The 12,689-nt window shown below is 63.8% G+C and carries 10 protein-coding genes; 5 read left to right on the forward strand and 5 right to left on the reverse strand.

Annotated features, from left to right (window positions below; genetic code table 11):
* Nucleotides 1-104 precede the first annotated feature (104 nt).
* Nucleotides 105-740 carry a GTP cyclohydrolase II gene (gene ribA, locus ABD654_RS10555; protein ID WP_344704848.1) on the forward strand — a complete coding sequence of 212 codons (636 nt, stop codon included), beginning with the start codon at nucleotides 105-107 and terminating at the stop codon, nucleotides 738-740.
* 20 nt (nucleotides 741-760) lie between these two features.
* Here the strand turns inward: ribA and djlA are convergent, their stop codons facing one another.
* The 4 genes from djlA to xseB form a co-directional block, all read right to left on the reverse strand.
* The gene (gene djlA / locus ABD654_RS10560; RefSeq protein WP_344704849.1) at nucleotides 761-1,522 is read right to left on the reverse strand and encodes a co-chaperone DjlA; all 762 of its coding nucleotides are present in this window, start codon (nucleotides 1,520-1,522) and stop codon (nucleotides 761-763) included.
* An 80-nt stretch (nucleotides 1,523-1,602) separates the two neighbouring features.
* On the reverse strand, nucleotides 1,603-3,525 hold the full coding sequence (gene dxs, locus ABD654_RS10565) for a 1-deoxy-D-xylulose-5-phosphate synthase (RefSeq protein WP_425552763.1): 1,923 nt from the start codon (nucleotides 3,523-3,525) through the stop codon (nucleotides 1,603-1,605).
* Nucleotides 3,526-3,653: 128 nt separating this feature from the next.
* Complete coding sequence (locus ABD654_RS10570; protein ID WP_344704851.1) at nucleotides 3,654-4,547, reverse strand: farnesyl diphosphate synthase; 894 nt, start codon at nucleotides 4,545-4,547, stop codon at nucleotides 3,654-3,656.
* On the reverse strand, nucleotides 4,541-4,834 hold the full coding sequence (gene xseB / locus ABD654_RS10575; protein WP_344704852.1) for an exodeoxyribonuclease VII small subunit: 294 nt from the start codon (nucleotides 4,832-4,834) through the stop codon (nucleotides 4,541-4,543). The genes ABD654_RS10570 and xseB overlap by 7 nt, the downstream gene beginning before the upstream one ends.
* A 261-nt stretch (nucleotides 4,835-5,095) precedes the next feature.
* Between xseB and serA the strand changes: the two genes are divergently transcribed.
* The 4 genes from serA (at nucleotide 5,096) to ABD654_RS10595 (ending at nucleotide 10,951) form a co-directional block, all read left to right on the forward strand.
* Nucleotides 5,096-6,331: a phosphoglycerate dehydrogenase gene (gene serA / locus ABD654_RS10580; RefSeq protein WP_344704853.1), complete on the forward strand. Its 1,236-nt coding sequence runs from the start codon at nucleotides 5,096-5,098 to the stop codon at nucleotides 6,329-6,331.
* Nucleotides 6,332-6,487: 156 nt separating this feature from the next.
* Entirely contained in the window at nucleotides 6,488-7,489 is a 1,002-nt protein-coding gene (trhO, locus tag ABD654_RS10585) for an oxygen-dependent tRNA uridine(34) hydroxylase TrhO (protein WP_344704854.1), read from the forward strand.
* A 152-nt stretch (nucleotides 7,490-7,641) separates the two neighbouring features.
* Nucleotides 7,642-8,481: an IclR family transcriptional regulator gene (locus tag ABD654_RS10590; RefSeq protein ID WP_344704855.1), complete on the forward strand. Its 840-nt coding sequence runs from the start codon at nucleotides 7,642-7,644 to the stop codon at nucleotides 8,479-8,481.
* Between the two features lie 97 nt (nucleotides 8,482-8,578).
* The gene (locus tag ABD654_RS10595) at nucleotides 8,579-10,951 is read left to right on the forward strand and encodes a mechanosensitive ion channel domain-containing protein (protein WP_344704856.1); all 2,373 of its coding nucleotides are present in this window, start codon (nucleotides 8,579-8,581) and stop codon (nucleotides 10,949-10,951) included.
* An 85-nt stretch (nucleotides 10,952-11,036) separates the two neighbouring features.
* Here the strand turns inward: ABD654_RS10595 and ABD654_RS10600 are convergent, their stop codons facing one another.
* Nucleotides 11,037-12,605, reverse strand: coding sequence for a BCCT family transporter (locus tag ABD654_RS10600; protein WP_344704857.1), 1,569 nt, complete (start codon nucleotides 12,603-12,605; stop codon nucleotides 11,037-11,039).
* Between the last annotated feature and the right edge of the window lie 84 nt (nucleotides 12,606-12,689).

The following is a 12,689-nucleotide window of genomic DNA, read 5'->3' on the forward strand; positions in this document are numbered from 1 at the left end:
CGCGGCGAGCGGCGGTGAAAACGCTGTTAAAACCCGGAAAGCGCACCTGCGCACCGTATCCGCAACGCTGGATCCGCAAGGGTGTCCGATTATCGAGGTAACCTGTGACAATTCGCTTCATTGCCGCATCCCGGCTGCCCACCCCCTGGGCAACATTTACCCTGCACGGCTTCGAGGATGAAGCCACCGGCAAAGACCACGTGGCCCTGACGCTGGGCGATGTCAGCGGCGAGGCGCCGGTACTTGGCCGGGTGCATTCCGAGTGCCTGACCGGCGATGCGCTGTTTTCCATGCGCTGCGACTGCGGCTACCAGCTGCAGGAGGCGCTTAAGCGCATCGCCGGCGAGGGCCGCGGGGTGCTTTTATACCTGCGCCAGGAAGGCCGCGGCATCGGCCTTTTGAACAAGATTCGCGCCTACCACCTGCAGGATAACGGTGCCGACACCGTTGAGGCCAACGAGCGCCTGGGCTTTGGTGCCGACATGCGCCGCTATGATCTCTGCGTGCCGATGCTCGATCACCTGGGCGTCCAGGCTCTCAGGCTGATGACCAACAACCCGCGCAAGGTCGATGCGCTGACCCGGGACGGCGTTAACGTCACCCAGCGCGTGCCGCTGACGACCGGGATCAACCCGCACAACGAAGGCTACTTGGCCACCAAGGCCGGAAAGCTCGGCCACATGATGGCGCTGGGGGATTTTACGCCCGTCAACCGGGTAGACGTAGAGCGCAAAAGCTGAGCGATGCATGACGGGGCGGCTTACTTGTTGCCCCGGGCCTTTTGAATCTGCTCGTAGGCGTTGCCGATTTCCGCTGTGCGCTCCTTGGCCACTTCGCGCATGCTCTCGGGCAGGCCCTTGGCGGCGAGCTTGTCGGGGTGGTTGTCGCTCATCAGCTTGCGATAGGCTTTTTTCACCTCCGCGTCGCTTGCGTTTTCTGAAACGCCTAATACCTGATAGGAATCTTCAAGCGATGGCCCCTCGTTGGCCGCTGTGTGGGCGCCGCCGCGCAGCATGGCCTCGACCTGTGCGATTTCCGCTTCGCTGCAGCCAAGTCCGCGCACCACGCGCATGATCATGTCGCGTTCGGCCGGATGCAGCTCGCCGTCGGCGGCCACGGCGGTAAGCTGCACCTGCAAAAACAGCTGGCGCAGCGCCGGCTGGCTGCTGGCCATCTGGCGCACTCGGGCAAGCTCGGCGTCCAGGTCAAAGTCCGCGCTTTTGCCGCGGTTGAAGTCGGTGCGCGCCCGGGCTCGCTGCGCTTCGTTCAGGCGCAGCTTGTCCCATAGCTGGCGCGAGGCTTCCAGCTCGTTTTCGGAGACCCGCCCGTCGGCTTTGCACAGACAGCCCATCACCGCAAAGATGGATGACAAAAACTGCTGCTGGGTACCCAGCAGCTTTTCGACCATTTTCCGGCGCAGGCGCCTGGCCAGCCAGTAGCCTGCCCCGCCGCCGATCAGCAGGCCGATAAAGCCGCCGAACTGGTAGCCGATGAAGGCGCCGATTAGCGTAAGAATCAACATGGCGTCTCTCTTGCAAGTAAGCAGTGAATAAAAAAGCAGCGCTGAGTACGTTCGGTGAGCGCGGCGAGTACGCCATGCGCTTACGCCCGGGCGGCCAGGCGCCGGCGCACGGCACGTTCGATGCCCGGGGCATCCAGTCCGCAGTCGGCCAAAAGCTCGGCCGGGGTGCCGTGTTCAACAAAGGCGTTGGGCAGGCCCAGGTGCAGCACCTCGGCGGCTACGTGCTCGGCGGCAAGAAGCTCGCTGACCGCACTGCCGGCCCCGCCGGCTACCACGTTTTCTTCTACGGTGACCAGCAGATCGTGCTCGGCGGCGGCGTCAAGCACCGCGTCGCGGTCCAGCGGGCAGACCGAGCGCATGTTGAGGTGCGTGGCGTCCAGTGCCCCGGCTACCTGGGCGACCGGGCCGTTCATGCTGCCAAAGGCCAGCAGGGCAACGCGCGGCTCGGCGCTGCCACCGGCCGTACGACGCAGCTCGGCCCGGCCGATCTCCAGCGGTTCCAGATTGTCGGCGACGGCTACGCCGGGGCCGGTGCCGCGGGGGTAGCGTACCGCCGCCGGCCCCGGGTGGTGATAGGCCGCACTCAGCATGGCGCGGCATTCGGCCTCGTCGGCCGGGGCCAGAATCACCATGCCCGGCACGCAGCGCAAATACGAAAGATCCATGCTGCCGTGGTGGGTAGGGCCGTCTTCGCCAACGAGCCCGGCGCGGTCGATGGCGAAGGTCACGTCCAGCGCCTGCACCGCTACGTCGTGAATCAGCTGGTCGTAGCCGCGCTGTAGAAATGTCGAGTAGATCGCCACCACGGGCTTGGCCGCCTCGCAGGCCATGCCGGCGGCCAGCGTTACCGCGTGCTGCTCGGCGATCGCCACGTCGAAGTAGCGCTCGGGGTATTCCTGGGAAAAGCGCACCAGGTCGGAGCCTTCGCGCATGGCCGGGGTAATGCCGATCAAACGCGGATCGGCGGCGGCCATGTCGCACAGCCACTCGCCGAACACCGCGCAGTACTTGCGCTTGGCCGGTGCCGGCGGGGCGGGCCTGGCGGGCGCTTTGCCGGCATCGCCGGGCTTTTCCAGCTTGGTAATGGCGTGATAGCCGATGGGGTCGGCCTCGGCGGGCAGAAAGCCCTTGCCCTTGCAGGTCTTGATGTGGAGAAACTGCGGCCCTTCGGCCCGGGAGAGGGCGTCGACGGTGCGGGTCAGCGCTGCCAGATCGTGGCCGTCTACGGGGCCTGTGTAGCTAAAGCCCATTTCTTCAAACAGCGTGGCGGGGCTGACCATGCCTTTCATGTGCTCTTCGGTGCGCTTGGCGATTTGCAGCGCGCCGGGCAGATGCGACAGCACCTTTTTGCTTTCTTCGCGCATTTTCAAATACGGCGGGCTGGAAAATATCCGTGCCAGATAGGTGGCCATGCCGCCGACGTTTTCTGAAATCGACATTTCGTTGTCGTTGAGAATCACCAGCATGTTGGCGTTGACGTGGCCGGCGTGGGCCAGCGCTTCAAACGCCATGCCGGCGGTGAGCGCGCCGTCGCCGATGATGGCGCAGACCTTGCGCGCTTCGCCCTTGGCGCGCGCCGCCAGGGCCATGCCCAGCGCGGCGGAAATCGAGGTGCTGGAATGGCCCACGCCGAAGGTGTCGTACTCGGACTCGGCCCGGCGGGGAAACGCCGCCAGTCCGCCGTAGCGGCGGATGCTGAGCATGGCCTCGCGCCGGCCGGTGAGCACCTTGTGCGGGTAGGCCTGATGGCCCACGTCCCACACCAGCCGATCGTGGGGCGTGTGATAGACGTGATGCAGCGCCACGCTGAGCTCAACCACGCCAAGCCCTGCACCGAAGTGGCCGCCGGAAACGCCGACGCTGTAGAGCAGGTAGGCGCGCAGCTCGTCGGCCAGCCGTGTCAGCTGATCCGGCGACATCGCGCGCAGCGCCGCGGGATGGTCAAAGGTATCGAGCAGCGGCGTGGCCGGGCGCTCGCGGGGGATCTCGTCGAACAGCTTCATGGGCATAACTTTGTGGGCGACCGTTTCGTGAACGACCGTTTTGTGAACGACAGCGTTGTGAACGATAGCTTCGTAAACGACAGCTTCGTAAACGACAGCTCTGTAAATAATCGCTTCATGGACATGGCCTAATGGTCGCGCTCGATGATGTAGTGGGCAAGGTCGGCAAGCGGGGCGGCCGGCTCGCCCAGCGGTGCCAGGGCGGCGATGGCGTCGTCGATCAGCGCGCGGGCCTTGCCTCGGGCGGCGTCCAGCCCCAGCAGGCCGGGGTAGGTGGGCTTGTGCCGAACGGCATCGGCGCCGGTGATCTTGCCCAGAGTGGTGCTGTCGCCGATGACGTCAAGCACGTCGTCGTGCACCTGAAACGCAAGGCCGATGGCCCGGGCGTAGCGCTCAAGCGCCTCAAGGCGCGGGTCGTTTTCGTCCACGGCGGCAAGCCCGCCCAGGCGCACCGAGGCTTCGATCAGCGCGCCGGTTTTGTGCGCGTGCATGGTGGCAAGCGCGGCGGCGTCGGCGGGCTGGCCCACGGCGGCCATGTCCAGCGCTTGGCCGGCAACCATGCCGTTACGCCCGGAGGCGCCGGCCAGAGCGCGGATCATAGCGCCCAGACGCGGATGATCATCGGCGGCGATGAGCTCAAAGGCCAGCGCCTGCAGGGCATCGCCGGCAAGAATCGCGGTGGCCTCGTCAAAGGCTCGGTGCACCGTGGGCTGGCCCCGGCGCATAGCGTCATCGTCCATGGCCGGCAGGTCGTCATGAATCAGCGAGTAGGCATGGATCAGCTCTACCGCTGCCGCCGGGGCGTCAAGGGCGGCGTCGTCAGCGCCCAGCGCCCGGCCGGCGAGATACACCAGAAGCGGCCGCAGGCGCTTGCCGCCTCCCAGCAGGCCGTGGCGCATGGCCGCTTCAAGCCGGGGCGAGGCGGCCGGGCGGGCATCGAACAGCGCGGCGAGCGTAGCTTCCACGCGGGCAATGCTGGCTTGGCGGCGCGCGTCAAGCGTTGCGGCGTGAACGGCTACCATGGCGGGGTCTCCTCACTCGATGGGTCGTTATCCGCGTCGGCGCTGCTTTGCGACGGCGAAAACGGCGTGACGGCAAGCCCGCCGGCGCCGTCTTCGCCCAGGGCGCGCACCTTGAGCTGGGCATCGTCCAGGCGTTGCTGCGCCTGGCGGGCCAGGCCCACGCCCTGTTCAAACGCGGCGAGAGCGTCTTCAAGCGACAGCGTGCCGGACTCCAGCCGCTCGACCAGCGTTTCCAGCTGCTCCACCGTGGTGGCGAAGTCCGGCGCCGGCGTGGATGTATCACTCATGGGTAAAAGCCTGCTGCGTCAACATGGAACAAAACATAAAACCGACGGACAAGGCAGAAGTATACACCGACCACCCGGGGGCGCGTCTGCCCGGCCGGGCGAATATGCGCCGGCTTCATGGCCGGAAGGCGCACTTTTCATCTGCCCCGGCCCGCCCGAGCGGTGCGCTGTGCTACGATAGACGCCTTTCTCCATGCACTTTCCCGTGCTTGTTCACCGATTGATACGCGGCGCGCGCCGTTTATAGAGGTTGATTCCGCCATGGCTAAAACGTCCCTGGACAAGAGCAAGATCAAGATCCTGCTGCTCGAGGGGGTTCACCAGAGCGCAGTGGATACGTTCCATAATGCCGGTTATACCAACATTGAGCACCTGCCGACATCGCTTGACGAAGCCGCGCTGATTGAAAAAATTCGCGACGTGCATTTTGTCGGGCTGCGCTCGCGCACTCAGCTCAACGAGCGCGTGTTTGCCGCCGCGGAAAAACTCGTCGGCGTGGGCTGTTTTTGTATCGGCACCAACCAGGTCGATCTTGATGCGGCGCTCAAGCGCGGGATTGCGGTGTTCAACGCGCCGTATTCCAACACCCGCTCGGTGGCCGAGCTGGTGCTGGCCGAGGCCATCATGCTGCTGCGCGGCATTCCGCTGAAAACCGCACGGGCCCACGAAGGCGGCTGGTTAAAGTCGGCGAAAAACGCCCACGAAGCGCGCGGCAAGACCCTGGGCATTGTCGGCTACGGCAATATCGGCGCGCAGCTTTCCGTGCTGGCCGAGTCGACGGGCTTTAAGGTGCTGTATTACGACGTCGTCGCCAAGCTGGGCATGGGCAACGCCACCCAGGTGGCAAGCCTGGATGAGCTGCTGCGCCGTGCCGATGTCGTCAGCCTGCACGTGCCGGATGTGCCCTCTACCCGCTGGATGATCGGCGAGCGTGAAATCGCCACGCTCAAGCCCGGGGCGATTTTCATCAACGCCTCGCGCGGCAGCGTGGTTGAGATCGAGCCGCTGGCCGAGGCGCTCAAGGCAGGCAGGCTGCACGGTGCAGCGGTGGATGTGTTTCCGGTAGAGCCCAAAAGCAACGATGAGGAATTTCACAGCCCGCTGCGCGGTTTGGAAAACGTCATTCTTACCCCGCACATCGGTGGCTCCACCCTGGAAGCCCAGGAAAACATCGGCGTGGAAGTGGCCGAAAAGCTGGTCACCTACTCCGACAACGGCACCACCGTCACCTCGGTGAACTTTCCGGAAGTGGCGCTGCCGGCCCACCCGGAGCGCCATCGCCTGCTGCACATCCACCACAACGTGCCGGGTGTCATGTCGGAGATCAACCGCGTGATGTCGGAAAACGGCATCAACATTGCCGGCCAGTACCTGCAGACCAACGAAACCGTGGGCTATGTGGTCATGGATGTGAACAAGGCCTACAGCCAGGCCGCCCTGGAAGCTTTGCGCAAGGTAGAAAACACCCTGAAAGTGCGCGTGCTCTACGCGCCGTAAGGCGCACTCGGTGCCTTGAAGAGCGCCAACCGGCGGCCGGCGTTGGCTGGTCGCCGTGGCGACGCTGGGGTAAAATGCGCGGTTTTGACGCTATGTTCGTTGAGCCATTTTACTGACCCGGGCCGCCCTTTACGCGGGCGAACCCCAGGAGCCTCCATGACCGCCTCTATTTCCCCCGTCTCTGCCTCCAGCGCAGCGCCGACCGTCGTCGCTGCGCTGTACAAGTTTGTCACCCTTGACGATTTCGAAGCCCTGCGCGAGCCGCTGCGCCAGGCGATGCTGGACAACGGCGTGAAAGGCACGCTGCTGCTGGCGCGCGAAGGCATCAACGGCACCGTGGCCGGCAGCCGTGAAGGCATTGACGCGCTGCTTGCCTGGCTTGCCGCCGATTCGCGTCTGGCCGATATCGACCACAAGGAGTCGCACTGCGACGCGCCGCCGTTTTATCGCACCAAGGTCAAGCTCAAGCGCGAGATCGTGACCATGGGCGTTGACGGCATCGACCCCAACGATACCGTGGGCACCTACGTCGAGCCCGAAGACTGGAACGACGTTATCCGCGATCCGGAAGTGCTGGTGATCGATACCCGTAACGACTACGAGGTTGAAATCGGCAGCTTCAAGGGCGCGATGGACCCCCAGACCGCCACGTTCCGCGAGTTCCCCGACTACGTGCGCCGCCACTACGACCCGGCGAAACACAAAAAAGTCGCGATGTTTTGCACCGGCGGCATTCGCTGCGAAAAAGCTTCAAGCTTTATGCTCAAGGAAGGCTTTGACGAGGTGTTTCACCTCAAGGGCGGGGTGCTCAACTACCTGGAAAAAGTGCCCGAAAACGATTCGCTGTGGCAGGGCGAATGCTTTGTCTTTGACAACCGCGTCACCGTGCGCCATGACCTCTCCGAAGGCGAGTTTGAGCAGTGCCACGCCTGCCGCCGGCCGATCTCCGCTGAGGACATGCGCGATCCCGCCTATGAGCCCGGCGTTAGCTGCCCGCACTGCATAGATGCACTGCCCGAGAAAACCCGCGCCAGCGCCCGGGAGCGCCAGCGCCAGATTGCGCTGGCCCGTGCCCGGGGTGAGCCCCATCCCATAGGTCGCCATCCGCGGGATTTCCGTGCCGGCAAGCGTGACGTGCCGGCAGACGCGGACCGCTGAGTGGCGCCTGCTGACGCCGCCCGCTGCTGCAACTTTTGTGGAAATTATTTCCATAATGGCGACAGCGGCGGCCGATGTACGCTACCCTGACCGCCTTTGCGCATGGCGTTTGGCCATCGCGTTTGCCCAACCAGGATTGAGGAGGAACTCGGGTGACTGAGGTAAAGCGCCGAACCGCTGGCCGGCCGGCCGGCACAGCCAAAACCAGCGGCGGCCATAGCCAGTCGCTGGTGCGTGGTCTCAAGCTGATGGAGCAGATTTCGGCCAGCCCCCAGGGGCTTTCGCTGTCAGAGCTTGCCGATATGGCGGGGCTGGCGCCGTCCACCGCTCACCGCCTGCTACAGGCGCTGCAAAGCCAGGGCTTTGTCACCCAGGAAAACGAGCAGGGCCTGTGGCGCATCGATGTCAAGGCGTTTCGCATTGGCAACAGCTTTCTGGAAGCGCGCGATGTGATTGCCACCGGCCGCCCCTACCTGCGCCAGCTGACCCGCATCACCGGGGAAACCGCCAACCTCGGTATTCGCGATGGCGCCACCGCGGTGTTTCTCGCCCAGCAGGAATCCCCGCAGATGATGCGCATGATTACCCGGCTGGGCTCACGGGCACCGCTTCATGCCTCGGGTGTGGGCAAGGCACTGCTCGCCTGGATACCCGACGACGAGCGCGCCCGGCTGCTGGCCGGGCGCGAGCTCACTCGGGTAACGCACAACACGCTGTACACCGCCCCGGCGCTGAAAGAAGAAATGGCCCGCATTCGCGCCCAGGGCTTTGCCTGTGATCGCGAAGAGCATGCCATCGGCCTGCACTGCGTTGCCGCCTGCGTGTACGACGAGCGCGCCACGCCCTTGGCGGCCATTTCGGTATCCGGCCCGATGGCGCGCATTCCCGAAGCGCGGCTGATCGAGCTTGGCGCTCTGGTGCAGGACACCGCCGCTGAGATTACCGCTCAGCTGGGCGGGCGGGTGCCCAATCCAGACGTTGCGCGCGTCTGAAGGATGGCGCATCGCTTGATTCTCCCGGGCACAGCAAAGATCATCAGCACAAGCTGTAAAGCCTGTTTGCTTTTATCTGACCCAAGGAGACAACGGTGTGACGCCATTACGACTGCTACCCAAGCTCGGGGGCTGGCTCGGCCTATGGCTGCTGGCCGTGCTGATGCTTGCCGCCCCGGCGCTGGCCCAGCAAACCCCCGACAGCGCGGCCGGTGCCAAAAACGGCGAGACAACCTACACCGCGCTTGCCAACCTGCTGGAAAACGACACATCCCGCCGCCAGCTCATTGAGCTTCTGCGCGATCAGGCCGGCGAGCTGCCCCAGAGCGCGCTGGCGCGTGAGCTGCCTGACAGCCTGCCGGCCGAGGCCGCCGCGGGCAGCGATATTGCCGCCGAAGAGGTCTCTCTGCCGCGCCAGGTAGCGGAGATCACCAGCCGTATTGTCGGCGACGTGGGCCGCCACTTTCAGCAGCTGGTTGAAATTGGCGGCGCTCTTTTCAGCGGCCAAAGCGCCGGGCGCTTTGATACCGCCGCCTTTATCCGCGCTGCGATCAACCTGGGGCTGGTGATCGCCGCCACCTTTTTGCTGTTCACGGCCTGCCGCCGGCTGGCCAAGCCGCTGTTTCGTCGCATCAGCGCCTGGTCCCGCCGGGGGGATTACACCCCGGTGATGCGCCTGGTCGTCTGCGTGGCGGTGGCTGCGCTGGTGGATGCGCTGCTTGTCGCGCTGGCCTATGTCGGGAGCAACCTGATTGCGACCTTTGCGGTAGGCGAGACGGGGGATCTGTCGACCCGGGCTTCGCTTTTTTTAAACGCTTTTCTGGTCATCGAGCTGATCAAGGCGGCGGTGCGCATGCTGTTTTCCTCGCGCTATGAGGGGCTTCGCCTGCTGCCTATTTCGGCCGCCGAGGCGTCCTACTGGAACCGCTGGATTGCCCGGCTGGTGGGCATGGTCGGCTACGGGCTGATGGTGGCCGTGCCGCTGGTCAACTATTATCTGGCCGCCTCGCTGGGCAGTGCGCTGGGCACGCTGATTACCGTTGTGGCGTTTATCTATGCGGTTGTGGTGGTGCTGAAAAACCGCCTGCGCCTGCGTAAAAGCATCAGCGCGACCGCTGCCCGGTCTACTCTGGCGCCAACCCGCCTTTCCTTGCAGCTGCTGGCACGTACCTGGCACTTGCTGGCGCTGCTGTATTTTACCGGGGTGTTCGTCATTACGCTGTTGAGCCCGGTGGAAGCGCTGCCGTTTGTGCTGTTTGCCACGCTGCAAACCCTGGCGGCGGTGGTGGCAGGGCTGCTGGTGTCGTCGTTTCTCACCCAGACCATCGGCCGGCGCATTCGCCTGTCCGCGGAGGTCAATCGCAAGCTGCCCATGCTGGAAAAGCGCTTGAACAGCTACGTGCCCATGGCGCTATTGGTGCTGCGCGGGCTGACCCTGATCGGGGTGGTCATGACGATACTCGACGGCTGGTATCTGTTTGATATCGCCGCCTGGTACGCTTCCAAGCAAGGGGTAGTGCTGATCAGCAAGCTGATTCACGTAGCAATTATCCTCACTGTGGCGCTGGCGATATGGCTGGGCCTTGCCAGCCTGATCGAGCACAAGCTCAATCCTGACACCGGCAAGGGCCAGCCCACGGCTCGGGCCAGAACGCTTTTGAGCCTGTTTCGCAATGCGCTGATCATCACCATGATCACCATGACGGGGATGATTGTCCTGGCCGAAATCGGCATCAATATCGGCCCGCTGATTGCCGGTGCCGGGGTATTGGGGCTGGCGATCGGCTTTGGCGCGCAAAAGCTTGTGCAGGATGTGATCACCGGCGTGTTCATTCAGATTGAAAACGCCATGAACACCGGCGACGTTGTGTCTGCCGGCGGCGTCACCGGCACGGCAGAGCGCTTCAGCATCCGTTCGGTAGGGATTCGTGATCTGTCCGGCACCTATCACATCGTGCCGTTTTCAAGCGTGGATACCGTGGCCAACTACATGCGCGATTTTGCCTATCACGTCGGCGAATACCGCATTTCCTATCACGACAGCATTGACCATGCGGTAGAGACGCTGCAGCGGGCCTTCAACGACCTTCAGACAAGCGATGAGTACGGTCCTAAGCTGCTTGAAGAGCTGACCGTGGCCGGGGTGACCTCGCTTGACGACAGCTCGGTCAACATCCGCGTGATGATCATGACCACGCCGGGCGATCAGTGGGCGGTGGGCCGCGCTTACAACCGTCTGGTCAAGCTGCGCTTTGATGAGGCCGGCATTGAGATGCCGCGCCCGCATACCACGCTGTCCTTTGCGCAGCGCAAGGACGGCAGCGCTGCGCCGGCCAATATCCGCGTGCTTGACTCCAGCGTGGTAGAGCGCACCGGGCCCCGGCGTCGTGACGACCCCAGCCAAAGCATTCAGTCGGGCAAGGGAGCCGATTATCTGCGGCCGTCGGAAGACGAGGTGGACGACACCTGAAGGCGTCGCAGAAGTTGCCACTGAAAACGCCAAGGGGCCGCTAAAAGCGGCCCCTTGGCGTTGACGACAGCAGCACAACAAAGGCCTAGTCGATAATGCCCTGCTCGCGGGCCATGGCGTAGGCGGCCTTGGGGCCGTTCCACAGCGTCGGCAGCAAAATCACCGATACCGGTACCGCTGCCAGCACGATAAACTGCTGCAGCGCACCGACCTGGCCGGCGCCCATTTCCAGCAGAATGCCCGCCATCAGCGCCATGGCAATACCCCAGAAAGCGCGCACTTTCGGGCTCGGCTCGTCGTGGCCGGCACCGACTACGGCAATCGAGTAGCTCATGGAATCCCCGGTGGTGGCAACGAAGATGGTGGTCAACACCAGAATCGCCAGCGCCATCCAGGTACCGCCGGGCAGCGCCTGGGCCACGGTCAGCGTGGCGACGTCAAACTGGAAGTTGTTCAGCGCCTCGGTCAGATCAATCACCCCTTCCAGCTGATAGTAGATGCCTGAGCCGCCCAGCAGCGTAAACCACACGGTAGTGGCAATCGGTGCGATAACGGCGACGGCGATGATCATCTCGCGGATGCTGCGACCGCGGGAAATGCGCGCAACGAAGATCGCCATCAGCGGCGCATAGCCGATAAACCAGGCAAAGAAGAATACCGTCCACCACTGCATCCACCAGTCCGGCGCGGTATCGGCCGTGGTGGTGGCCATGGCAAAGAAGTTGGTGGCGTAGGCGCCCACGCCGGACAGATAGGTATTGATGAAGTAAAGCGTCGGACCAAAGAGGATAATCACCGCGCCGATCGCCAGCGCCAGAAAGACGTTGAAGCGGCTGAGGATCTGGATGCCGCGGTGGATACCGGTCATGGCCGAAATCACATAGATCGAGCCCAGGGCAATCAGCACGGCGACCTGGGTGACGTAGCTGTTGGGCGCGCCGAACAGCTCATGCAGGCCAAAGCTGACCTGGGTCGACAGAAAGCCGATGGGGCCTACGGTGCCGGCCACCATGGAGATCACGCACAGGGCATCGATCACCCCGCCCAGCGGCCCGCTTAAAAGGCGCTTGCCCAGCACCGGATACAAAAGCGTACGCGGCTGCAGCGGCTGGCCTTTTACGTAGTGCGAGTGTGCCAGCACAATCGAGGCCAGCGTGCCCAGTACCGCCCAGGCCAGAAAGCCCCAGTGGGTGAACGCCTGGGCCAGCGCGCCGGAAACGGCTTGCGGGGTGCCCGGCTCGGTATCGAACGCCGGCGGGGTGACCACAAAGTGATAGACCGGCTCGCCTGCGGCAAAAAACACCCCGCCGCCGGCCAGCAGCGTGCAAAGGATGATGGAAAGCCACTTGAACGTGCTCATTTCCGGCTCGTTGAGGTTGCCGATCTTGGCTTTCGCCGCCGGCGTTACCGCAAGGCCGATGGCGATGAAAAACGTTGCCAGCAGCAAAAACTGGAAATACGAGCCCAGCGTATGGGCGGTCCAGGCAAAACCTGTGCTGACGCCGTTGGCGACCATGTCAAGATCGTAAAACGAAAGCAGCACGAAAGCGACGATAAAGCCGACGCTGAGTATCAGCACGACCGGATCACCAAGGGCGCGCAGACCCTTGTCGTTGGACGCCCTGTCGGGCGTGCTAGGGGATGAGTTAGGCATGCAGATTACACCGTTTAGGTTGAAGGAGAGGTTGCGTTGAAAATCGCGGATGAAGGATGGAGCTGCTTGCCAATCGGTACAGAA

Origin of the sequence: Halomonas cibimaris (assembly GCF_039537045.1) — a bacterium.
Lineage (GTDB): Bacteria > Pseudomonadota > Gammaproteobacteria > Pseudomonadales > Halomonadaceae > Vreelandella > Vreelandella cibimaris.

Coding starts and splice junctions, on each gene's coding strand:
- xseB (WP_344704852.1), bottom strand. CDS start 4,834: ATGAGTGATACATCCACGCCGGCGCCGGACTTCGCCACCACGGTGGAG.
- djlA (WP_344704849.1), bottom strand. CDS start 1,522: ATGTTGATTCTTACGCTAATCGGCGCCTTCATCGGCTACCAGTTCGGC.
- ABD654_RS10600 (WP_344704857.1), bottom strand. CDS start 12,605: ATGCCTAACTCATCCCCTAGCACGCCCGACAGGGCGTCCAACGACAAG.
- dxs (WP_425552763.1), bottom strand. CDS start 3,525: ATGAAGCTGTTCGACGAGATCCCCCGCGAGCGCCCGGCCACGCCGCTG.
- serA (WP_344704853.1), top strand. CDS start 5,096: ATGGCTAAAACGTCCCTGGACAAGAGCAAGATCAAGATCCTGCTGCTC.
- ABD654_RS10570 (WP_344704851.1), bottom strand. CDS start 4,547: ATGGTAGCCGTTCACGCCGCAACGCTTGACGCGCGCCGCCAAGCCAGC.
- trhO (WP_344704854.1), top strand. CDS start 6,488: ATGACCGCCTCTATTTCCCCCGTCTCTGCCTCCAGCGCAGCGCCGACC.